Here is a 21,678-nt window from a genome sequence, read left to right as displayed (position 1 = left end):
TGGATGCGGCGCCTATGGCGCGGCCTAGGGCGTCCGGCAAGCTTTACCCCGCTTTAACCCTGCGCATGCGAGATCGCGGCCGGGGCAAAGGTGGCGATTGGAGTGAGCGAACCATGATCACCGGCTTGGCGTTGGCGCTGTTCATTGCGCTGATCGGCTTCGGCGGCAGCTATTTTGGCTGGGATGATCCCAGCGGCAAGGTCCAGCTCGCGCTGTTCACCTGCTTCGTGCTGGGCATCGTCTGCGGCTACAAGGTCAAGGACTGACCGCTCAGCCGCGGCCGCGCCACAGTTCAGCGAGCCGCGCGTCCTTCCCGCATCCCTGCCGGTAAAGATTGTAGCGCACCGGGTTCTTCCGATAGTAATCCTGATGATACTCCTCCGCCCGCCAGAAGGGCGCGGCGGGGAGGATCTGGGTCACCACGTTCTGGCCGAGCTGGCGCTGCGCCAGCGCGATCTCCGCCGCCGCGATCCGGCGCTGATTGGCATCGGCCACGAAGATGGCCGAGCGATACTCTGGGCCCTTGTCGCAGAACTGGCCGGCAGCGTCAGTCACTTCGCTGTGGCGAAGCTCGTAGCGGACCAGCTGCTGGTAGCTGACGCGGCTCGGGTCGTAGGTGACCTTGACCACCTCGAGATGGCCGGTGTCGCCTGCGCTGACCTGCTCATAGCTCGGACTGCGGGTGTGGCCGCCCGAGTAGCCGTCGGTCGTGTCCACCACGCCCGGAAGATGGTCGAAGTCCTTCTCCATGCTCCAGAAGCAGCCGCCGGCGAACACCGCTGTGGCGCGCGGGCCGGGAGGGGCAGGCGCCGCCGTCGAGCTGGAGCAGCCGGCGAGCGCCAGCGCAGCGGTCGCGGCAAGGGCAAACGCGCGGGCGGTCACGCCGCGGCTCCCGGCGCGAACTTCAGTGCCAGCCCATTCATGCAGAAGCGCTTGCCGGTCGGCCGCGGCCCATCGTCGAAGACGTGGCCGAGATGGCCGCCGCAGCGTCGGCAGAGGACCTCGGTCCGCTCCATCATGAGGCTGTGGTCGGCGCGGGTGAGGACCCGCCCCGGCAGCGCCTGCCAGAAGCTCGGCCAACCGGTGCCGCTCTCGAACTTGGTGCGCGAGCTGAACAGCGGGCTGGCGCAGCCGGCGCAGGTAAAGGTGCCGGCCCGATGCTCGTTGAGGAGGGGCGAGGTGAACGCCCGCTCGGTCGCCGCCTGGCGGAGAATCGGGTAGCGCTGCGGGCCGAGCATGCGGCGCCAGTCTGCGTCGCTGTGGTTGACCGCGAAGGTCATGCCGGGCGCGGCCTCGCTCTGCCGCGCGCAGGCGCCTGCGACGAGCCCGCATAGCGCGGTGCCGGTCGCCCCGAGGAAGGTCCGCTTGCTCATCCTCATCGTCATCGTCGTCATGCGCGTCGTCCCGTGCTGTTCCGGCCGCTTTGGCGGCAGTCGGCTGAGGCCAGTCTGAACGAGATACGCGGCGATGCCTGCTGCGGATGCGGACCTTCAACGCCGCGGCCGGAGAGCACCGACGGCGAGCAGGACCCATCCCGCGATCATCAGCAGGCCGCCGAGCGGGGTCACCGCGCCGAGCCAGCGCGGCGCGCCAAGCGCCATCAGGTAGAGCGTGCCCGAGAAGATGAGGGCGCCGACGCCGAAGGCCGCGCCGACCAGAGCGGGGCGGCGGATCGGAAGGGGGGCGACCAGCAGCAACGCGAGTGCATGCGCCATCTGGTACTGGACAGCGGTCGCCCACCAGCCGGTCTGCTCCGCGCCGAGCCGGCTCTTGAGCGCATGCGCCCCAAAGGCGCCGAGGACAACAGCGAGGCCGCCGAGCAGCGCGCCGGCCGCGACGAGGCGGGAGCGGACCGGATCGGCCGGGCTCATCACAGCCAGCCCGCCTGGCGGTACCAGCCGGCGGTGTCCGCCAGCCCGCGCGGCGTCGGGATTTCGGGAGCCCAAAGCCGCTCGGGCACGGCACGGGCGGGATCGGCGACCCAGTCGGGATGGCAGAAGTAGGAGACCCGGTCGGCGGTGAGCTTGGCGCCGCGTCCGCGGACCAGCCCATCGAGCCGCGCGGCTAGGCGAAGCAGGGGCGCAGGTGTCGAGAGCGGCACGACCCGGCGTCCGACGGCCGCGCCGAGCAGCCGGGCGAAGTCGCCGTGGCTGAACCCGCCCGGTGTACCGTCGTCGGGCTCAAGCGGGCCGCTGGGAACGTCGTCGTCGGCGGCGAGCGCAAGCAACAGCCTGGCGAGGTCGTCGGCGTGGATCAGCGATACTCGGCCGGCAGGCGGCATCAGAACCGCGCCGAGCCTGGCCATGCGGAACAGATCGAGCGTCTCGCGGTCGCCCGGGCCGTAAACGGCGGGGGGACGGACGATCGCCGTGTCCAGCGGCGAGGCTGCGACCAACGTCTCGGCGCGCGCCTTGGACGCCCCGTAGAGGGAGAGCCGGGGCTCGCGTGCGGAAAGGGAGGAGACGAAGACGAAGCGACGGACGCCCGCCGCCTCGCTCGCCGCGAGCATGGCGGCGGTGCCGGCGACATTGCCCGCCTCGAACCCGGCCTCATCGGGCGCGTTGAGCACGCCTGCGACATGGATCACCGCTTTCGCGCCGTCGACCAGCCGGCCGTGCGCGGCACGATCAGCGAGGTCCCCGGCGATCCACTGCACGCCGGCGCGAGACGGTTGCGGACGGCGGGCGAGGGCGCTGACCGAGCAGCCCGCGTCCAGCGCCAAGTCGAGCAGGTGGCCGCCGACGAACCCGGTGGCGCCGGTCAGCGCGAGTCTCACAGTGGCGACCAGTTCCCCGCCGGCTCTTCGGCCTCCGCTTCCTCCTGCGCATGGCCGAGCGCTTCCGCGATGGCGTCGAGCAGGGGCTCGACCCCATCTCCGGTCGCGGCTGAGACGGTGAACTGACGACTGCCGCAAGCCTCTTCGAGCGTGGCGGCTATGTGCGCCCGCCTATCCTCGTCGACGAGGTCGGCACGCGACAAGGCGACGATCTCGACCTTGTCTTCTAGACCAGCGCCATAAGCATCGAGCTCATCGCGAACGATGCGGTAGGACTCGGCCGGATCCTCGCTGGCGGCGTCAACCAGGTGAAGGAGAACGCGAGTGCGCTCGACATGACCGAGGAAGCGGTCGCCGATTCCGGCGCCCTCCGCCGCGCCCTCGATCAGTCCGGGAATGTCGGCGAGGACGAATTCCAGCCCCTTGTGGCGGACCACGCCGAGCTGCGGACGGAGGGTCGTGAACGGATAGTCGCCGACCTTGGCGACCGCGTTCGTGGTGCGATTGAGGAAAGTCGACTTGCCCACGTTGGGAAGGCCGACGAGCCCGACATCGGCGAGCAGCTTCAGTCGCAACCAGAGCCACATCTCCTCGCCCGCGACGCCTGGCTGGTGCTGGCGCGGAGCGCGGTTGGTGGAGGTCTTGTAGCTGGCGTTGCCGCGACCGCCCATGCCGCCTTCGAGGAAGACCAGCCGCTGCCCGACCTCGGTCAGGTCGGCGAGCAGGCTGCGCTCCTCGTCGTCAGCGAGGATCTGGGTGCCGACGGGGACCTTGATGACGAGGTCCTCGCCGCCCGCACCGGTGCGGTTGGAGCCGGACCCGCCCTTTCCGCGCGGGGCCCGGAAGTGCTGCGTGTAGCGGAAGTCGATCAGCGTGTTGAGGCCAGCCACCGCTTCGAACACGATGTCGGCGCCTTTTCCGCCGTCACCACCGTCAGGGCCGCCGTATTCGATGAACTTCTCACGTCGGAAGCTCACCGCGCCGGGGCCGCCCGCGCCGGCGCGCACGTAGATCTTGGCTTGGTCGAGGAAATGCATGGCGCGCCATGTAGGGAAGGGGGCGCGAAAAGGCGAGCGGGGTGGGGTTCAGGGCGCGAGCGCGGCGATCAGCGCGGCGGCATCCTCGCGCACCGTGACCCGCTCAAGCCCGGTCGCCTCGGCGATCTCACCGCCGACCAGGCTGTCGCCGATTGCGAGAAGGACGAGGCCGAGAATCACCTTGTCGAGGGGGCGGCGGTCGCCGACCGCGCGGAAGTCGGCGAGGATCGAGCCGATCACCGCATAGACCGGCGCCAGCGCCTCGCGCTGGCGGTTGAGCGCTACCCAGCCGATCAGCTCGCCGGCGCGCTCGCGCTCGAAGCTGTCGAACATGATGTCGACGACATCGCGCGGGCTTGCCTCGCCCCGGCGGCGGCTGGCGATCGCCGCGCCGATGCTGGCGGCGATGCGCTCGGCAATTCGCTCGGCCAGCGCGCGCTGAAGCCCGGCGGCCGAGCCGAAGTGGTGGAGGAGGTTGGCATGGGTCCGCCCGATCCGCGCTGCAACTGCCTGCAGCGTGACCGCCGCCGCCCCATCCTCGATCAGCAAGGCATGCGCGGCGTCCAGCGCCGTCGCCTTGCTTTCCGCCGCATCCATCCGTTTACGCGATGGTAATCTTATTGACATTAGTGTCAGCAGAACTCATTTAAGGTCTCGAGTGGTTGGAGTAACAAGATGACGAGCGCAAGCTTGGCCCGCCGTGGCCTGACCCCCGCCGACCTGACAATCACCCCGCGCGACCGGCGCTTCGGGCGTGACGAGGCCACGCCGCGCTGGTGGCACGGCGGCAATCCCTATCGCACCGCCTTCTTCAACGCGCTGTCGGCGACCTTCCCGAAGGGGGAGGCCTTTTTCGTCGAGAGCGTCCGCCAGTTCCGCGACGTCGAGGACCAGCGGCTCGCCGATGAGATCCGCGCCTTCACCAAGCAGGAGGTGATCCACAGCCGCGAGCATCTGGCGTTCAACCGCCGCGCGGCGGACGCGGGTTACGACCTGTCGTTGCTGGAGAAGCGGGTCGAGGACCGGCTGGCGATCACCAAGTCGCGGCCGCCGATCGCGAGCCTCGCGGCGACCATGGCCCTCGAACATTTCACCGCCATCCTGGCGCACGAGTTGCTCAAGGACTCGCGCCATCTGAAGGGCGCCGATGCCGAGAGCGCCGCGCTGTGGCGGTGGCACGCGGCGGAAGAGATCGAGCACAAGGGCGTTGCCTACGACACCTGGCTCGAGGCGACAAAGCATTGGCCGCGGGGCAAGCGCTGGAAGGTCAAGGCGAAGGTGATGCTGTTCGTCACCCGCAACTTCATCGTCGACCGCACTGCCGGTGCGCTCGAACTGCTTCGGCAGGACGGGATCACGGGCGCGAGGGCGTGGGCGCCGCTGCTGTGGGAAATGTGGGGCCGGCCCGGCGTGATGCGCAAGATCTTCTCTGCCTGGGTGCAGTTCTTCATGCCCGGTTTCCATCCGTGGCAGGAGGACGACCGCGCGCTGATCAAGGGTTTCGAGAGCGACTACCAGTTCCGGCAGGAACCGCCGCGGAAGGTGAGGACGGCCGCCTGAGGGTTTTCTGGGAAGGGCGATCGCGAGGGTTGCCGAGTCCCGCCCCCCGCTATCACCGCCCAATTGTCAGTTACGTGCGCCTCCCCGCCGGCCGGGGGAGGCGCGTAGCGATGGTTTTCTAGGCTGCCAGCGGAGCTGCTTCCTCCTGTACTTCGTCCAATAAGAGCCGAACAAGGCGGACCGGGGCCGCCGTGCCGCGGGCGCAACTGGTGCGCTCGGCGCTAAGACCGGTAGACACGAAACCGAGCTTCTCGAGCACGCGGCCCGACGCCGGGTTGTCGACGAAGTGGGCGGCTTCCAGACGGCGCAGGCCGAGGGCTCGTGCAATCTCGATGAGGGCGCGTCCGGCCTCGGTGGCATAGCCGCGGCCCCAATGGGCACGGCCGATCCAGTAGCCGAGTTCGACCGCGCCCGAGGGACGACGAACCAGCGCGCAGCTGCCGATCAGCTCGGGCGCGGCGGTCGTTCGGACAAAGACGAGAAAGCTCGGCAGCACGGGATCGCGCGGTGCGGAGAGGAAGGCTTCCGCGTCAGCAAGCCGGTATGGCCAGGGTGCCGCCGACAGGTTGCGGACGATGCGCTCGTCGGCGATCGCGGCGGCGAGCGCGGGCGCATCCTCGATCCAGCCGGGCCGCAGCAGCAGCCTTTCGGTCCTTGCGAACATGGTACTTCTCCCTTCCTCGGGCGACCCGTTAGGGGCACCGCGTGACAGTTTCGGGAGAAGAAAAAGAAAGGGAGAAGAAGGGGCTGCCTTCTTCTCCCTGTGAGCTGGATCTCGCTTGAGAACCGGTTCCGGGCTGCCCCTTCTTGGAGCGGCCCTTTATCGGCCAACTCCTATTCTGCTGCTTCGCTAAGCATCGCCTCAATATGGACGTACTTGCGGCCTTGGCGGCCATCGCGAAACGCTACGCGACCGTCGCTGAGCGCAAAGAGGGTATGGTCCTTGCCCAGGCCGACGTTCGTCCCCGGGTACCAGCGCGTGCCGCGCTGACGCACGATGATGTTGCCGGCGCGAACCGCTTCGCCGCCGAACTTCTTCACGCCAAGGCGCTTGCTCTCGCTGTCGCGGCCGTTCCGCGAGGAACCGCCGGCCTTCTTATGTGCCATGTGATTTACTCTTCGGTGCTGGTGGCCGCGGCCGGAGCCGCAGACTTCTTGGCCGGCGCCTTAGCAGGCGCAGCATCGCTTGTCGAGGCGGTGTCGCCCTTGGCAGCGGACTTGCGCGCCGGGGCTTTGGTTTCCGCCGCCGGCGTGCCTGCGCCGGCCGACTGATCGGCGGCCGGGGTCGAGGCCTTGGCGGCCTTAGACTTCGGCTGCTCCTTCTGGTCGCCGATCGAGACGATGCGCAGGATGGTGTGCTGCTGGCGATGGCCCTTCTTGCGGCGATAGTTGTGCCGGCGCCGCTTCTTGAACACGACGACCTTCTCGCCCTTCGCCTGGGCGATGATCTCCGCCCCGACGGTGAGCCCGTCCGTGCTCTTCACGTCCGACCCGTCACCCGCGAACAGGATGTCGGAGAGGGTAATGCTGTCACCGGCGTCACCGGCCAGCTTCTCGACGACGATCTTGTCTCCCGGGGCGACGCGGTACTGCTTTCCGCCCGTGCGCACGATTGCGAACATTATAGGTCTCTTCTCGGTCTAGTATTTCGCTTCCACGCACGGCTGGGGCGCCAAGCCGAGGCCTGCGCGCGGAAAGCGTGCCGACTAGGGGAGGGCACAAGGCAAGTCAACCGCGGGAAAGCGTTCCGAAAGCGTTGCAAATCGGTGACTCGATCCGTGCAAACGTCGGCGTCCGCTTGCGCTTCCTTACGGCAAGGTTTCATCTGCTCCCGGGCACTTAGGCCAATGTTCCGGGGGGCATCATGGGACGGGTTCGGATCGGATCTCAGCTACTTCTGGCGGGCGGCAGCCTGCTTGCCATCGCCGCGCCGGCTTCGGCGCAGCAAAACCAGCAGGCGAACGACGCCAATCGGGTCGGGCAGTCACAGGCCGAGGGGCAGCAGCCCGACCAATCGACCATCATCGTCACGGGCACCCGCCGGATCGACCGCACGGTCGCCGATTCGCCGGTTCCGGTCGACGTCATCTCGGCACAGAGCCTGAGCAACACCGGCTTCACCGAAGTGAACCGCGCGCTCAACCAGGAAGTGCCGAGCTTCAACTTTCCGCAGCCCTCGATCACCGACGGGACCGACGTGATCCGCCCGGCCACGCTGCGCGGCCTCGGCCCCGACCAGACGCTGGTGCTGCTCAACGGCAAGCGCCGCCACACGTCCTCGCTGCTCAACATCAACGGCTCGGTCGGACGCGGTACCTCCGCTGTCGACATCAATCTTATCCCGACCGTGGCGCTGCAGCGGGTCGAAGTGCTGCGCGACGGCGCCGCCGCGCAGTACGGGTCTGACGCAATCGCGGGCGTCATCAACTTCCAGCTGCGCAATTCCCGCAGCGGCGGGCGCGCAAGCGTCACCTATGGCGAGTACGACACCCATGTCGGCGGGGTGCAGGGCTACAGCGGGGTGCAGACGACCGCCGCGGGCACCCCGGTGCTCGCCCCGGACGGGACGTTGGCGCTGACCTCGACCGGTCGCGACATCAAGCGCAACGACGGCGCGACGGCGACCCTGGCAGCGGTCGTTGGGCTTCCGCTCGGCGCCCGCGGCCAGATCAACATCGCCGGCGAATATCAAAACCGCAACGCGACCCATCGCACGGGCGCGGACCCACGCCGCCAATACAACCTTCTCGCGGGCGGAGTGCTCGACACGCGCGAGCTGAGCTTCAACCGGTTCAGCCACATCTACGGCGATCCCGCCACCCACGACTACAAGCTTTTCGCCAATTATTCGCTGCCGCTCGGCGAGGCTGAGCTTTACGGCTTCTCGACGCTCAACCGGCGGCGCGGCCTGAGCGCGGGCTTTTACCGCTTGGCGAATGACGCTCGGAACGTACCGAGCATCTATCCCAACGGCTTCCTGCCGCTGATCGGCACGCTGACCCGCGACTATGCGACGACCCTAGGTGTGCGCGGCGAATTGGCCGGGTTCCGCTGGGACCTGTCCGGCCAGTATGGACGCGACAAGGTCGACTTCACGATCAAGAACAGCCTCAACCGCAGCTTCGGCGCGGCCTCGCAAACCCAGTTCGACTCGGGCGGGCTCAAATATTCGCAGGCGTTGTTCAACCTCGATGTCAGCCGCGACATCGCGCTTGCGTTCACCAGCAAGACGACGATTTCGGCCGGGGCGGAATATCGCCGCGAGCTGTTCGACATCCGCCCGGGCGAGCTCGCCAGCTACGCCAATGGGCCGGCCGGTGGCGCCCCCGGGGCGCAGGTCTTCCCAGGCTTCCAACCGACCATCGCCGGCCAGAGCGTCGCCGATCCGCACAAGCGGCACAACGTGTCGGCCTATGCCGAGGTCGACAGCGACATCACCAAGGCCATCAACGTGCAGGGTGCGCTCCGCTACGAGGACTATAGCGATTTCGGGAGCAAACTGAACTGGAAGCTCGCCGGCCGCTTCGAGCCGGTCAGCGGGATCGCGCTCCGCGCTTCGGCTTCGACCGGCTTCCGAGCGCCGTCGCTTCAGCAGCAGTTCTACGCGGCGCAGGCGACCAACAACGTCAACGGCATCCTGCTCGATACGGTGACGCTGCCGGTCAACAATCCGGCGGCGCTCGCGCTCGGCGCGCAACCGCTCAAGCCGGAACGGTCGCGCGCGCTGTCGGGCGGCGTCGTGTTCACCGCGGTGCCGCGGCTCAGCATCACCGTCGACGCCTATCAGATCAAGATCCGCGATCGGATCGTGGTTACCGAGAATCTGGGCGCATTCGGAACGACGGCCCAGAACAATGCAGTTCGCGCGCTGCTGGCGAGCGCCGGCTTCCCCAGCGTCACCGCGGCTCGGTTCTTCATCAACGGGATCGACACCCGCACCCGCGGGCTCGACGTGGTCGCCACCTATCGCGCGCCTGGCACCTACCTAGGCGGCCGGATCAACCTGACCGGCGGGCTCAACCTCAACAAGACCCGGATCACCCGCAACAACGCTTCGCTGGGCGCGCTCGCGACCATTCCCGGGCTGGTGCTGTTCGGACGGCAGGAGTCGCTCCGGATCGAGCAGGGGCAGCCGCGCAGCAAGCTCAACGGCTCGCTCGACTATGATGCGGGCCGCTTGGGCGGAACGATCCGCGCGACCCGCTACGGCAAGGTGCTCGGGGCAGGCAGCGAGCCCTTCCTCGACGTGCCGCTGTCGGCCAAGACGATCACCGACCTGGAAGTGCGGTTCAAGCCGTTCGGCGGCGACCGGCTGGTGCTGGCGCTGGGCGGGAACAACATCTTCGACGTTTATCCCGACAATGTGCCGCGCGGCCGCGGTGTCGATCCACTGACGGGTCTCGCCCGTAACGATCCGGCGACCAACTATGTGGCTCCGTTCAGCAACTTCTCGCCGTTCGGATTCAACGGCCGCTTCCTCTACGGGCGGCTGTCGGTGAACTTCTAATGGCGTGGGGCGGGCGGCGCGGGGATGCGCCTTCCGCCCCTAGTGCTTGTGCTCGCGGCGAAGGCGATAGCGGCCTTCCTCGAAGGCATCGAACAGGCCGTCGATCGCCGGGTGGTCAACCGGGCCGCTCTCCTCGTCGGCGATCAGGTTCTGCTGGCTGACATAAGCGACGTAGCTCGCCTCGGCATTCTCGGCGAGCAGGTGGTAGAAGGGCTGTTCCTTGCTCGGCCGGATCGCCTCGGGGATCGATTCGTACCATTCGTCGCTGTTGGCGAAGACCGGGTCGACATCGAACACCACCCCGCGAAAATCGAGCAGCCGATGCCGCACCACGTCACCGATCGCGAAGCGGGCGCGGCTGACAGGCGGAGCATGGAGACCCGACGTCATGTCGGAAGAACGAAGCAGCGAGGACATGGGTGCAATCTAGTGTCGCTGCAGCGCAGCACAAGCGCGATGCGCGGGAGCGCAGAAGCGACTAGGCAAGCCTGCCGACCGCTGCTAGGGGCCCGGCAACGACCCGCCGGCAGCCGCCGGAGCCCTCGTTCAAGACCTCGCGGAGAGGTGGCTGAGTGGTCGAAAGCACCGCACTCGAAATGCGGCGTGCCGGCAACGGTACCGTGGGTTCGAATCCCACCCTCTCCGCCACTGCGTCAGTACTAGCTGATGCGTCTACGCCGTTTTCCGTTCAAAAACAGCAGCTTGGCATTCGATCGCGCGCGTCTACGCCGCTCAAAATGCTGCGAAGTTTGCGATTGAATTCCTGAATTTCTCGGCGGTCTTGCACGTGGCTCAGACCAAACTGGTGGAGTGCCTGTTTTCAATGGGTTAACGGTTCACCGTTGCGCCAACTTACCGTAGAAATCCGGAATTGTGCTGCCGACTTGTCGACTAGAAAAAATAGGGAGGCGGTAGAGCCCGCTGTGGGAGGGAGTGCATGGGGCAGCACCAGAAACGGAAACGACCTGGCCGGCCCTACTGTGAGGCTTTCCCCTCGCTCGACATCAGCGAGTCTCGTAAGATGCTGGCGAGGGGTCAACAGTGCATCGAGTGGACCGACGAGCGCGGCCTGATCATCGGCCATGCCCAAGTGCGCAGCCTCGAGGATGGGCGGATTGACTTCCATTTCCGCTTCTTCGGGACCACCAACGTCGAGGTGGGGATCGGGCCCCGCAACCTTGCTCTTCGCTCCTTTGTGGTCAACGAGAATGTGACCAAGACCATGATGGCCTGCCGGCAGTGCGGTCGGAGCTGCCAGCGGATCTACTATGTGCGAGGCGACTGGAGCTGCTCCCGCTGCCAAGGCCTGGTCAGCATCACCCAGCGCCTCGGTGTGCTCGACCGGGTTCTCTACGACAAGGCTCAGATCGAGGCGAAGCTTGCTGCCGTGAAGGAGACCAAGCGCAACGCCGCCAAGCGGGCGATCCTCCGGCGGAAGCGAGATGCCCTGATCCGCAAGCTGCGAGAGGAGGAGGTGACTGACTTCTCCCCGCAACTGCGGTTCCGCTCCCGGGGTCGGTGGCTGGGGACGGATGAGATGCCCCTGATCGCGCCCGCACCCGGTGCGATCGGCTACGGCTGGGAGCCGGGCGACTTCGGCCTCCGCGGTGTCTACCGGGAGCCTCGACGCGAGCTTGTAGAAGAGCTGCTGAGCCCGTCCGGGCCGCTTGGACCGGGCGAGGTCCAGCAACCCTCTACGCCCGAGCGCGTCGAGCCTCCTGAGGGGCAGGGGCACCGGGTAAGCCGCATCCCGTTCAACAAGCCGAAGATCCCGTTTGTCAGCCCGTTCATCGGGGGTCCCCAGTACTAAAGGCTCACGCTCCTCCGCGGCGCTGCCTCGAGTTTCATGCACCATGCGCGAAGTAAGCGTTGCTGATATCGCCCGACTTGGTCGTGGCACGAACCCCTCCGCTGTATGCCGCTGCAGGTGCGAACAGCGGGTGCAGCAAGCCGGAGCGACACGCCGGCTGTCGGTGCCCGTGCGAGTACCGCGGGCGGCTCGCTTGCCGCTGAAAAGGGGCGTCTCGGCCATCGGCCGATCATAGCCGAAGTCGGGCGCGCCTCAGCAGACTAACTGCGTCCGGACGCGGTTAGTCTCAGCTGCATAATCAGCAGTCAAACAATCGCTGGCTGTGTCGCCTCGATGTCGCCGGCCGTGATCTCACACATCTCGCAGATCTCATCCCGATCTGCTGCCGGCAACTGCCCTATTCGATTCGCCTGCGCCTCAACGATTTGCTCAAAGAGATTGCGCACATCGCGGGCGTTGGCGAAATCTTTGGCGCGGTGATCCCACATACTCTGAATAATCTGCTCGAGACGAGCCCGCGTACCTTCAGCGAAGCTGTACTGTGCCGCCTTCGCTAGCTCGTAGAGGATTTGAAGCATTTCGGCTGGTGAGTAATCGGGGAAGCTGATGTCGCGGCTCATTCGCGAGCGTAGACCAGGGTTCATCCCGAGAAAGCGGTTCATCTGATCGGTATAGCCGGCGGCAATCACGACGAGGTCGGAGCGATGATCTTCCATCGCCTTCAGCAGGGTTGCCACGGCTTCGTTGCCGTAGTCGTTGTCCTCGCCTCCATCGAGCGCGTAGGCCTCATCGATGAACAGAACGCCGCCAAGCGCTTTGTCGATCACGCCTTGCGTTTTGATGGCAGTTTGACCGACATACTCCGCGATCAAGCCTGAGCGATCGACTTCTACCAGGTGCCCCTTCGAGAGCAGGCCCAAGCACCCGTACAGTTCAGCGATAATCCGCGCGACAGTGGTCTTGCCGGTGCCTGGATTGCCGAGGAACACCAGGTGGAAGGACATGTCAGGGACATGCAGACCCGCCTGCTTCCGCATGGCAAAGACCTTGGCGAGGTTGGTCAGCGTTTCGACCTCGTGCTTCACGGTCGCTAGCCCGATCAGTTGATCGAGCTTGCCCATGACGGATTGCACGGAGCGAGCGTCGGAGTCCTGGTGCGGGCTCTCGGGTGACCCGGCCTGAGCAGCACTTGGTGCTCGTGCCGGCGCCAGCGGGTTGGTTAGCTCGAGCGGCTTGTCTTGAAGATAGTCGGAAGGAAGAGCTGCTTGCAGGCGGGCGGAATAGCAGGCCAACTGCGCATTCTCTCGCGGCTGAACTCCGTCCGCTGAGGCGACAACGCCTAAGATGTACTCGATCGTCTTCGAAAAATTCAGATCCTTGATGTTCAGCTTGGAGATGAGCGGCCCAACCTGCTCAACCTCCTTCGAGAAGGCCTCCAACAATGGTGCGTTCTGAATGAGGCTGAGCGTCGCTTGGTTGGTCGTCGAGCGGTCAAACCAGAAGATGGTACGGATCGTCTCATCTTCAGCCTGGGTCAGCGTCCCGTCGGCCGTGGCGACCTGCATTGCCAGCCCACGGAGAGCCTGTAGGAAGCCGCGGACCTGGTCCTGCTGCTCCGCACCAGGAAAGGCCTGCTGGACTGCTGTGATCAGGGCCCAGAGCCGATCGGCAGCGGCCTTCGTCGGAGAGTCTTCTCGAGCCATGTCTACGCCTCACTGAATGATGTTTGGGGGCGGCTCAGCGCATCGGCTTCAAGCCGACGCAGCGCTTCCACGGCAGGCTCAAACCTAGTGCCGCACTATGCCGCACCTCGACCCTCGACCCAGCTCCCTCGGGATAGATCGAGAAGGTTTTGAAGGGGATGCCGTAGCCGTTGCGGAAGATGGCCACTCGAGCGCCGTCGGGTCGCTCGATGAGGCGGAGGTGATCCCTCTGCTCAAAGCAGGCGGCCACCTCAGACTGCGAACGGGCGAGGTGAAAAACCTCATCCACCTCGTTGTGCAGCATCCCAGAGGTCGAGGCGCACGCACTGGCGAGCAGCGTTCCGGCCGAAACGACGATCTTCAGCTTCGACATCTGTCACCCCCTATGTTCCTCTCGGGGGCGACGGCCGAAGCCGGATGTTGGAAACCTGCTAGTCACAGGCGCATGCGCCTTTACCGTTGCCGGCTGGACATGCGCGCATGCCACCCGGCCACAGCGATAGCTGACGACCGAGCTGACTAGCGGGGTTTCCACGCCCCGCTCCCGCGTATCTCGGGAGCGACACAAAGATTGCGTCCTTGCCGACCGGACGCAAGCAGAAACGACGCGAAATCGTCAGTTCAGCACGACAACCAGCACCGCGGCTTTTATCCAGGAACCAGCAAGGAGAGCAGGTCGGCGGACCTACCTTCACCGGCGACACTCGGCGTTCCCCCTCGGCAATCCCGCAGACGAGCCCCGCTGCTCTTCTCACCTGATTTGCGTAGCCCGCTGAACGTCGATCAAAGCGTCACCGCGTTCTCCGGCAGTCGGAGCCGCGGAGGGTGGATCAATGTCAGGATCGACCCTATTTACAGGGTGAAAACAGGGAAGGGACGACGGAGCCCAGACCTGCGCCACTGTTAGGGGCTGAGTCAGCGCCTTCGCGCACGGTCTCCACCAAGGCGGTGAGGCAGTGCCCGCTGAAGGATCACATCAGGAACAATGGACGAACTCACAGCTTGACAGTCGTGCCGATGTGCGGAACACGGGGGGCAAGGCCTTGCTCGTCAAGGCTCCGGGATGTCATTTTTCCGGCGCCCTCTCGCACCGTTGCTGTCTGGTGCTGAAGGTTTGCCATTCACAAGGTCGCTCGCCCAAGTCGGTGTGTGACCAGGCAAGTCTTGTAGGCAGCAATGATCCTCAACTTCGTGATATGGAGAAAGCCGCGAGGACTCCGTCTTGAAGCGGGTCCGTACCCGCAGATGTGGGTTGCTCAGCGACACAACAATCAGCGGTCATTCACTTCCACGCCGGTCCTTCACGTTTTCATATGCTGCGCTGGCGCGCGCCGAAAGGCGGTGGACTGATGAACAAGGAGGAGCAGGTCGGGCCGGGGCGCCCGCCGAAATTTTACCAGTTCAAGCCAGGTCAGTCGGGCAACCCGAAAGGGCGGCCACGTGGATCCAGAAATTTGAAAACAATCGTAAGTCGCTTGTTGGATCAAGAGGTCAAGTCACCGCTTGATCGCAGTGACGTTTCGATCCGAGAAGTACTAGTTGAAAATCTCTTTATAGAGGCAATGAACGGTAATCTGAAAGCCGCTCAGTACCTGCTCGAGAATGATGGCGGACAAGACGAGCCCCGGGCTGACTTGGAGCATAGCATACCCAGTCCAGACAAGTAACTGTTTGGCAAATTGACAACTGCTACCAATGCATGATCGGGTGCTCGCGGCAATTGTTTGCGAGCATCCTTTCTGCCTTGAGTAGCCTGACTTTGCGCACAGGTACACGGCCCGCGAGCGGACCTTCGTTCATAAGGCCAGTTGGGGCCGGGAAGACCCACAATCGGCCGTCAAGCGCGTGATGACTGGTTTCTAAACCCGCCAGTCGTTCACGGCCTAGTGTCGAGTTGATGGTCAACCCGAGAGGAAGATGACCGCGCTGCCTTGAAGCCATGGCAGCATCGGCCGTTGTATAAGGCGACCCAAATGACTCGACAGTGCGCCCGGAACCCTTTCATATTGCTGGTTTAGGGAGGGACTTGGCGTGGCTAGTAATCCGATCAGCGAGCAGGCCGACGAGTCCATGTCGGTGTTCCAGAGCGCTCTGCCCATCCGAGAGAAGCTGGACCGGGCGCGGATGGCACTGCTCGACTTGTCAGCCCGCAACCGTCTGCTCAACATGCCGAGGTCTTCGAAGAGCGTTCGGGCTCTTGAGGTAGTCGACGAACTCAGCGCCGAGGTCTTCCGCCTGCTCGTGCGCGAGAACCGGGTCTTCTCGTTTACGGCCGGCAAATCCGCCGCCGAAACTGTTGAGGATGGAGACGAAGCGGACGAGATAGAAGAACTCGCCCAGCCCGAAGACGACGAGGTCGACGACCGCGGTATCCAGGCGCGTCATTCCGACACTCGGCTCCAGACTCGGCTGACGCCCAAGGGATTGCAGCGTCGCCTGCTCGACCTGTTCTTCGACGCTCGCACGCTGGAGGAGGAGCAGGGTGTCAACATCCTCTACCTGACGCTCGGCGCGCTGAAATGGGTTGACCCGCAGAACGCCACCAACATCCGCTTCGCGCCACTCGTCCTCATCCCCGTGTCGCTCGAGCGCGGCAACGCCGGCGAGAAGTTCAAGCTGCGAGCGAGACAGGAGGACTACGCGTCGAACCTGTCGCTGGAGGCGTTCCTCGACCGCGTCCACGGGATCCGGCTGCCCGCCTTTGAGGCGGGCGATGCGTTCGACCCGACTGGCTACTTCGCCGAGGTTGCCGATGCTGTCTCGGCCAAGCCGGGCTGGGCGGTGGCCCCTGATGACATCGTCCTCGGCTTCTTCTCTTTCGCGAAGTTCCTTATGTACCGGGACCTCGACCCGGAGAGCTGGCCCGCCGCGGCTAGGATCACGGATCGCGGGCTAGTGCAGGGCCTGCTCAATGACGGCTTCGAGGGCTCGGGGGAGATGATCCCCGAGGACGCGAACATCGATCCGTTCATTCCGCCCAGCGACATGCTCCACATCGTGGACAGCGACAGCTCGCAGGCACTCGCGGTCCACGAGGTGCGCCGCGGCCGCAACCTCGTTATCCAGGGCCCGCCGGGCACCGGCAAGAGTCAGACGATCGCCAACTTGATCGCCTCGGCCGTGGCGGACGGCAAGACCGTCCTGTTCGTGGCCGAGAAGATGGCGGCACTGGAGGTCGTCAAGCGGCGGCTAGATTCCACCGGCGTCGGGGACGCGTGCCTAGAGCTGCACAGCAGTAAGGCAAACAAGCGCGCCCTGCTCGAGGAGCTGCGCCGGACGTGGGAGCTCGGCGCACCACGGGGGCAACAGCCGGGATCGCTCCACGCGCGCCTGCGGGAAGCGCGCGACAGGCTCAACGGGCACGCCGCGCGGATGCACGCGCCGCACGCCGGATCTGGGCTGACGCCGTTCCAGGTCATTGGACAGCTCAGCCGCCTAAGGCTTGGTGGCGAGAAGCCGAACGACATCGCGTTGGCCGACCCGCAGGGTTGGACACCCGACGCCTTTGCAGAGCGGCACGGCGTCATCTCGGACCTGGTCAACAGGATCGAGGTCATCGGCCGGCCCGAGGACCACACCTGGCATGGGGTCGGCCTTTCATCGATCCTTCCGACAGACGTCGAGCGGCTGACCGGCCGCATTGCGACCCTCGCCGAGCGCCTCGCCGACCACAACGAGGCGGTCGCGGGCCTGGCTGTGCAGCTCGAGCAGCCGCGACCTGCGACCTTGGACGCTCTCGCGCCGCTCGCGGCGCTTGCCGGCCGCATAGCCGAGGCGCCCCGACTGGCGGCCGCGGCGATTGCCGCGCCCGCCTGGGACGAACGGGCCGGCGAGATCGCCGCGCTGCTCGCCATCGGAAGAGATCACGCAGCGCTGAGGCTGGAGCTGGCGCCGTCCGTTGGAGAAGGCGCTTGGACGGCGGACCTGGGGGAGACGATCGCCGCCCTCTGGCTGCTTCCTTCCGGGCTGGACTCCGATGCGTTCGCGTCGGTGACCGTGCTCGCGGACGGCCTATCCCGCCTCATTTCCGATTCCGCGTCGCTCGCCCGAGCGATGGGACGGGATGCGCCGACCACGATGCGCGACGCCGCCAAGCTAGCCCAGGTCGGCGAGCGGGTCGCTGCCGCCCCCGACGCCAGCGCGGAGGCGTTCGCGGCCGATCTCTGGGACGGCGGCGTGGAGCGCGCCGCGGACCTGGCGGAAGCCGTCGCTAGGCTGGAGTCGGCCAGGATCCGCATCGGAGACGGGTTGTCAGAGGCGGCCTGGGGCATGGACCTCGCTGGCGCCCGGACGGTACTCGCCACGCACGGTGCTGGCTTCTTCAAGATCTTCAGCGGCGAATGGCGGCGCTCCAACAGGCTCGTCCGGTCGGTGCTGTCACGTCCCGAAGCACCACTGGACGAGGTGCTCGGCATGCTTGACGCGCTCGCCGCCGGCCAGGCAGCGAAGCGCTCAATCGGGGCCGACGAAGCGCTCGGCCGCAGCGCCTTCGCTTCGCACTGGCGAGGCGACCGCTCCGCGTCAGAACCTCTGCTCGCGCTCGTCGATTGGATGCGCTCGCTACGCGACCTTGGCGCCGAGCCGCGCCTAATCGCCGCCAGGAAGCCCGATCAGGCGGAGGTGGGCACGCGCGCCGCGCGGACGACGTCGCTCGCGACGGATCTGGCCAGCAGCGCCGCGAGGCTATGGGATGCGCTCGGAGACAAGCGCGCGTCGGCATTTGGCGATGGGGTCGACGCGCTCCAGGCGGACCTCACCTCTCTGCTCGCCTTCGCCGTCCGCATGCACGAGGCGGACAAAACCTCCGGCCGCCTACTCGCCACCACCGGGTTGACGGCGGGTCGCCGCCTGTCCCTGCTGGAACGGGTGGCGGCCGGCCAAGAGCTGTCAGCGCGGATCGAAGCCGCGGCGTCCCTTGGGGAGACTGCGTTCGCGGAAGGCTGGCAGGGCACGGCATCGGATTGGCGCAAGCTGGGCATCACGGCGGAGTGGATGGCGGCCAACGCGGACATCCGCATGCTAGCGAGCCGAACTGCCGACCGCTCCGAACCGGGGCGTCTGGCCCAGCAGCTGGAGCAGCTGCAGGACGACCTGCTGGCGGACCTGGGTTCCGCTTTCGACGCGATCGCATTGAACCGCGTTCGCGCGTTCGGCACCGACCGGGTCGAGACCCTTGGCACCGCCGACCTGCACGCCCGGCTCGAGACATGGTCCCGCTCGGGGGAGAAGCTCTTCCAGTGGGTCGCCTATCGCGACCGGACCGAGAGCGCCTGCACGTTGGGCTGCGGCGACATCGTCGACAGGCTCGCCGACGGAAGGCTCGCCCCGGACGGCGCGATCGGCGCGTTCGAGATGGCTTATTATGAAGCGATTTACGCGGACCAGGTGCGCGCCGAACCCGAACTCGGCAGGTTCGATGGTACGTTGCACGGACGGCTCGCTCGCGAGTTCGCCGACATGGACCGACAGCGTATCTCGTCGGCGAGCTACGAGGTGGTGAGCGCGCATCACAAGCGCGTTCCGCCGCGCGACGGAGGCGCCATAGGGCCGCTTGGCGTGCTGCGGGCCGAGATCGCACGCAAGCGCGGCCACATGCCGATCCGCCGCCTGATGGAGAAGGCGGCACCCGCCGTCCAGGCCCTGAAGCCCGTGTTCATGATGAGCCCACTGTCCGTCGCGCAGTTCCTAGCGCCAGGCGTGTTCGAGTTCGACCTGCTCGTGATGGACGAGGCGAGCCAGATCCAGCCGGTGGACGCGCTCGGCGCGGTCGCCAGGGCGAAGCAGGTGGTGGTCGTCGGCGACCCCAAGCAGCTGCCGCCCACCGCCTTCTTCTCGAAGGTGACGAGCGGAGCGGCGAATGACGACGAGGACGAGACGGGCAGCCGGGTCGCCGACATAGAAAGCATTCTCGGCCTTTTCACCGCGCGTGGCCTGCCAACTCGCATGCTGCGCTGGCACTACCGCAGCAAGCACCAGTCGCTGATAGCCGTCAGCAACCGCCAGTTCTACGAGAACAAGCTCTTCATCGTGCCCAGCCCCTATACCGCGGAAGCGGGGATGGGCCTGCGCTACCACCACATTCCCCAGGGGATTTGGGACGCTGGCGGCACCCGGACCAACGCCGTCGAGGCGAAGGTCGTCGCGCAGGCAATCGCGGCGCACGCGCGCGACAATCCGAAGCTGTCGCTCGGCGTCGCGACGTTCTCCACCTCGCAGCGCCGCGCGATCCTGGACCAGCTCGAGCTGTTGCGACGCACGCTGCCGCCCGAGGTGGAGGCATTCTTCCAGGCGCACCCGTCGGAGCCGTTCTTCGTAAAGAACCTGGAGAACGTGCAGGGCGACGAACGCGACGTCATCCTGATCTCCGTCGGCTACGGGCCGACCACGCCCGGCGGTCGCGTGCCGATGCGCTTCGGCCCGCTCGGCACCGAAGGAGGCGAGCGCCGGCTCAACGTACTCATCAGCCGCGCGAAGCAGCGCTGCGAAGTGTTCGCGTCGATGTCGGACGAAGACATCGACCTCGACTTCGCGCAGACCCGCAAGGGCGTGTTCGCCTTCAAGATGTTCATGCACTTCGCCCGAACGGGCAGCATGACCATGGCGGAGAGCACCGGCCGCGACCACGACAGCGTGTTCGAGGAACAAGTGGCAAAGGCTCTCCAAGCCAGGGGCTATCAGGTTCACCCCCAAGTCGGGCTTGCCGGCTTCTTCATAGACCTAGCCGTGGCGGACGCCGAGCGCCCTGGCCGCTACCTGCTGGGCATCGAATGCGACGGCGCCTCCTACCACGACGCGCGCTCGGCACGCGACCGCGACCGGCTCCGCCAGTCGGTGCTGGAGAGCCACGGCTGGACGATCCATCGCATTTGGAGCACCGACTGGTTCCAGCGGCCGAACGAGCAGCTCGAGATCGTGGTCGCGCGCATCGAGGCTGCCAAGGCCGAGCACGACGCGGAGGCGACGGGAAGGCGCGCCGCACGGGCCGTGCCCGTGGACATCGTGACCGTCGAGCGCGAAGACGTGACCGAGATCGGGTTCGCCGCCAGCGACGACAAGCCCGCGGCCGCAGCCTACGAGGAGGCGGTGCTCCAGCGGCCCCCGCACCTAGGATGCGAACTGCACGACGCGCCGACCGGCGCCTTGTCGCAGCTCGTTGAGGCGGCGGTTGCGACCGAGGGGCCCGTCCACGTCGACGAGGTGGTGAATCGGATACGCGACGCCTGGGGCCTCAAGCGCGCCGGCGGTCGTATCCAGGACGCGGTCGAGCGGGCGATCGGCGTGTCGATGCGCTCCGGCCGCATTGCGCGAGACGGCGACTTCGTAACGGTGCCCGGCCGCAAGGCTATGGTCAGAGACCGCAGCGCGGTGCACTCGCCAAGCCTAAGGCGGCCTGACACGCTGCCTCCCGCGGAGATCGAGGTTGCCATCCTGGACGTCGTGCGTGCCAACTTCGGCGCGTCGGACGAGCAGGTATGCTCGGTGGTCTCCCGCGCGCTGGGCTTCAAGTCGACGAGCGGTCAGCTGCGGGACGCCATTGCCGAGGTGCGCGAGGCGGCGCTGGTGAAGGGCTGGCTGGCCCAGCGGGACGGGCTGCTGGTGCTCGGGCCGCACGCCCCCGTGCCGGCTCCGGAACGGCCGCCGTCCGCGCTCGCCGCGCTCATCGCGGAGGGCGAGCACGAGCGCCTCGAGTTCAAGGAGACGCTGAGATGGGACGTAGCGCTGGGCCAGGAGAACAGGAAGCTGGAGGACGTCGTCGTGAAGACGCTGGCAGGCTTCGCCAATCGCGTTGGCGGCACGCTGCTGATCGGCGTCGCTGACGATGGTCAGGCAAAGGGGCTGGACCGTGACTACGCCTGCCTCGGGGGCAACCGCGACAAGCTGGAACTGCACCTGACAAACCTCTTCACCAAGCACTTCGGCCAAGCCTGCCGGGCGGCGAAGATCCGCGTGAGCTTCCCCGACCAGGACGGTACGGCCGTGTGCCGGGTCGACATGGACCGTTCAGCCCAGCCAGTGTTCGTCAGCCTCGTGGACCGGGCCGGTAACATGGCCGAGCGCTTCTACGTGCGATCGGGCAACTCGACGCAGGAACTCAGGCTGAGCGAAGCAACGCCATACATCCGGGAGCACTATGGGAGCACCTGATGCTCGCAGCCTTCTATATAACAGACCGGTAGGACCCATAAGCCGACGTTCAAGGCCGCTTCTCGGCTTCCCACATTTAGACGTCGGTGCCTGCGGGCAATGGCTGGACCTGGCCGCATACTGCGCCTCAGTTTCCGGTT

At 66.4% G+C, this 21,678-nt stretch carries 18 protein-coding genes and 1 tRNA gene; 7 read left to right on the top strand and 12 right to left on the bottom strand.

Annotated elements, in window-relative coordinates; translation table 11 throughout:
- Positions 1-113: 113 nt before the first annotated feature.
- Entirely contained in the window at positions 114-266 is a 153-nt protein-coding gene (locus tag HMF7854_RS15825) for a hypothetical protein (RefSeq protein ID WP_185829343.1), read from the top strand.
- 4 nt (positions 267-270) lie between these two features.
- On the opposite strand, the gene msrA is transcribed toward HMF7854_RS15825, so the two are convergent.
- The 6 genes from msrA to HMF7854_RS11310 all read right to left on the bottom strand — a co-directional run bounded on the left by msrA (position 271) and on the right by HMF7854_RS11310 (position 4,410).
- Positions 271-882 carry a peptide-methionine (S)-S-oxide reductase MsrA gene (gene msrA / locus HMF7854_RS11335; RefSeq protein WP_126719194.1) on the bottom strand — a complete coding sequence of 204 codons (612 nt, stop codon included), beginning with the start codon at positions 880-882 and terminating at the stop codon, positions 271-273.
- Positions 879-1,385, bottom strand: coding sequence for a peptide-methionine (R)-S-oxide reductase MsrB (gene msrB, locus HMF7854_RS11330; protein ID WP_239017040.1), 507 nt, complete (start codon positions 1,383-1,385; stop codon positions 879-881). The genes msrA and msrB overlap by 4 nt, the downstream gene beginning before the upstream one ends.
- A gap of 105 nt (positions 1,386-1,490) precedes the next feature.
- A complete protein-coding gene (locus HMF7854_RS11325; RefSeq protein ID WP_126719193.1) occupies positions 1,491-1,871 on the bottom strand; it encodes a DUF423 domain-containing protein in 381 nt (126 codons plus the stop codon).
- Complete coding sequence (locus HMF7854_RS11320) at positions 1,871-2,776, bottom strand: NAD-dependent epimerase/dehydratase family protein (RefSeq protein WP_126719192.1); 906 nt, start codon at positions 2,774-2,776, stop codon at positions 1,871-1,873. Before HMF7854_RS11320 ends, HMF7854_RS11325 begins: the two co-directional genes overlap by 1 nt.
- Entirely contained in the window at positions 2,773-3,813 is a 1,041-nt protein-coding gene (obgE, locus tag HMF7854_RS11315; RefSeq protein WP_126719191.1) for a GTPase ObgE, read from the bottom strand. Before obgE ends, HMF7854_RS11320 begins: the two co-directional genes overlap by 4 nt.
- 48 nt (positions 3,814-3,861) lie before the next feature.
- Positions 3,862-4,410: a TetR/AcrR family transcriptional regulator gene (locus HMF7854_RS11310; RefSeq protein WP_239016948.1), complete on the bottom strand. Its 549-nt coding sequence runs from the start codon at positions 4,408-4,410 to the stop codon at positions 3,862-3,864.
- Positions 4,411-4,488: 78 nt separating this feature from the next.
- Between HMF7854_RS11310 and HMF7854_RS11305 the strand changes: the two genes are divergently transcribed.
- Positions 4,489-5,373 carry a metal-dependent hydrolase gene (locus HMF7854_RS11305; protein ID WP_126719189.1) on the top strand — a complete coding sequence of 295 codons (885 nt, stop codon included), beginning with the start codon at positions 4,489-4,491 and terminating at the stop codon, positions 5,371-5,373.
- Positions 5,374-5,491: 118 nt separating this feature from the next.
- Here HMF7854_RS11305 and HMF7854_RS11300 read toward each other — a convergent pair whose 3' ends face one another.
- The 3 genes from HMF7854_RS11300 to rplU all read right to left on the bottom strand — a co-directional run bounded on the left by HMF7854_RS11300 (position 5,492) and on the right by rplU (position 6,995).
- Positions 5,492-6,037, bottom strand: coding sequence for a GNAT family N-acetyltransferase (locus HMF7854_RS11300; protein ID WP_126719188.1), 546 nt, complete (start codon positions 6,035-6,037; stop codon positions 5,492-5,494).
- A gap of 170 nt (positions 6,038-6,207) precedes the next feature.
- Positions 6,208-6,480, bottom strand: coding sequence for a 50S ribosomal protein L27 (rpmA, locus tag HMF7854_RS11295; RefSeq protein WP_126719187.1), 273 nt, complete (start codon positions 6,478-6,480; stop codon positions 6,208-6,210).
- 5 nt (positions 6,481-6,485) lie between these two features.
- On the bottom strand, positions 6,486-6,995 hold the full coding sequence (rplU, locus tag HMF7854_RS11290; protein ID WP_126719186.1) for a 50S ribosomal protein L21: 510 nt from the start codon (positions 6,993-6,995) through the stop codon (positions 6,486-6,488).
- A gap of 242 nt (positions 6,996-7,237) precedes the next feature.
- Between rplU and HMF7854_RS11285 the strand changes: the two genes are divergently transcribed.
- Entirely contained in the window at positions 7,238-9,880 is a 2,643-nt protein-coding gene (locus tag HMF7854_RS11285) for a TonB-dependent receptor plug domain-containing protein (RefSeq protein WP_126719185.1), read from the top strand.
- Between the two features lie 39 nt (positions 9,881-9,919).
- Here HMF7854_RS11285 and hspQ read toward each other — a convergent pair whose 3' ends face one another.
- Positions 9,920-10,270 (bottom strand): heat shock protein HspQ, encoded by a 351-nt coding sequence (hspQ, locus tag HMF7854_RS11280; RefSeq protein ID WP_239016947.1) that lies wholly within the window; start codon positions 10,268-10,270, stop codon positions 9,920-9,922.
- A gap of 168 nt (positions 10,271-10,438) precedes the next feature.
- Between hspQ and HMF7854_RS11275 the strand changes: the two genes are divergently transcribed.
- Both HMF7854_RS11275 and HMF7854_RS11270 read left to right on the top strand, forming a co-directional pair.
- Positions 10,439-10,528 (top strand) — tRNA-Ser (locus tag HMF7854_RS11275).
- 289 nt (positions 10,529-10,817) lie between these two features.
- The gene (locus HMF7854_RS11270; protein WP_126719183.1) at positions 10,818-11,690 is read left to right on the top strand and encodes a hypothetical protein; all 873 of its coding nucleotides are present in this window, start codon (positions 10,818-10,820) and stop codon (positions 11,688-11,690) included.
- Between the two features lie 305 nt (positions 11,691-11,995).
- Here HMF7854_RS11270 and HMF7854_RS11265 read toward each other — a convergent pair whose 3' ends face one another.
- The gene (locus HMF7854_RS11265; RefSeq protein ID WP_126719182.1) at positions 11,996-13,393 is read right to left on the bottom strand and encodes an AAA family ATPase; all 1,398 of its coding nucleotides are present in this window, start codon (positions 13,391-13,393) and stop codon (positions 11,996-11,998) included.
- A 34-nt stretch (positions 13,394-13,427) separates the two neighbouring features.
- Positions 13,428-13,766 (bottom strand): hypothetical protein, encoded by a 339-nt coding sequence (locus tag HMF7854_RS11260; RefSeq protein WP_126719181.1) that lies wholly within the window; start codon positions 13,764-13,766, stop codon positions 13,428-13,430.
- A 976-nt stretch (positions 13,767-14,742) separates the two neighbouring features.
- On the opposite strand from HMF7854_RS11260, the gene HMF7854_RS11255 reads away from it, so the two are divergent.
- Together HMF7854_RS11255 and HMF7854_RS11250 are read left to right on the top strand one after the other, a co-directional pair.
- Entirely contained in the window at positions 14,743-15,060 is a 318-nt protein-coding gene (locus HMF7854_RS11255) for a DUF5681 domain-containing protein (protein ID WP_126719180.1), read from the top strand.
- Between the two features lie 364 nt (positions 15,061-15,424).
- Positions 15,425-21,538: a DUF3320 domain-containing protein gene (locus tag HMF7854_RS11250; protein ID WP_126719179.1), complete on the top strand. Its 6,114-nt coding sequence runs from the start codon at positions 15,425-15,427 to the stop codon at positions 21,536-21,538.
- Positions 21,539-21,678 lie beyond the last annotated feature (140 nt).

The organism is Sphingomonas ginkgonis (genome assembly GCF_003970925.1).
Lineage (GTDB): Bacteria > Pseudomonadota > Alphaproteobacteria > Sphingomonadales > Sphingomonadaceae > Sphingomicrobium > Sphingomicrobium ginkgonis.
Note: the sequence above shows the minus strand (reverse complement) of the source record. Positions and strands in the feature narration are given on the sequence as shown.

Coding starts and splice junctions, on each gene's coding strand:
- HMF7854_RS15825 (WP_185829343.1), top strand. CDS start 114: ATGATCACCGGCTTGGCGTTGGCGCTGTTCATTGCGCTGATCGGCTTC.
- msrB (WP_239017040.1), bottom strand. CDS start 1,385: ATGACGATGAGGATGAGCAAGCGGACCTTCCTCGGGGCGACCGGCACC.
- HMF7854_RS11325 (WP_126719193.1), bottom strand. CDS start 1,871: ATGAGCCCGGCCGATCCGGTCCGCTCCCGCCTCGTCGCGGCCGGCGCG.
- obgE (WP_126719191.1), bottom strand. CDS start 3,813: ATGCATTTCCTCGACCAAGCCAAGATCTACGTGCGCGCCGGCGCGGGC.
- HMF7854_RS11310 (WP_239016948.1), bottom strand. CDS start 4,410: ATGGATGCGGCGGAAAGCAAGGCGACGGCGCTGGACGCCGCGCATGCC.
- HMF7854_RS11305 (WP_126719189.1), top strand. CDS start 4,489: ATGACGAGCGCAAGCTTGGCCCGCCGTGGCCTGACCCCCGCCGACCTG.
- HMF7854_RS11300 (WP_126719188.1), bottom strand. CDS start 6,037: ATGTTCGCAAGGACCGAAAGGCTGCTGCTGCGGCCCGGCTGGATCGAG.
- rpmA (WP_126719187.1), bottom strand. CDS start 6,480: ATGGCACATAAGAAGGCCGGCGGTTCCTCGCGGAACGGCCGCGACAGC.
- rplU (WP_126719186.1), bottom strand. CDS start 6,995: ATGTTCGCAATCGTGCGCACGGGCGGAAAGCAGTACCGCGTCGCCCCG.
- HMF7854_RS11285 (WP_126719185.1), top strand. CDS start 7,238: ATGGGACGGGTTCGGATCGGATCTCAGCTACTTCTGGCGGGCGGCAGC.
- hspQ (WP_239016947.1), bottom strand. CDS start 10,270: ATGACGTCGGGTCTCCATGCTCCGCCTGTCAGCCGCGCCCGCTTCGCG.
- HMF7854_RS11270 (WP_126719183.1), top strand. CDS start 10,818: ATGGGGCAGCACCAGAAACGGAAACGACCTGGCCGGCCCTACTGTGAG.
- HMF7854_RS11265 (WP_126719182.1), bottom strand. CDS start 13,393: ATGGCTCGAGAAGACTCTCCGACGAAGGCCGCTGCCGATCGGCTCTGG.
- HMF7854_RS11260 (WP_126719181.1), bottom strand. CDS start 13,766: ATGTCGAAGCTGAAGATCGTCGTTTCGGCCGGAACGCTGCTCGCCAGT.
- HMF7854_RS11255 (WP_126719180.1), top strand. CDS start 14,743: ATGAACAAGGAGGAGCAGGTCGGGCCGGGGCGCCCGCCGAAATTTTAC.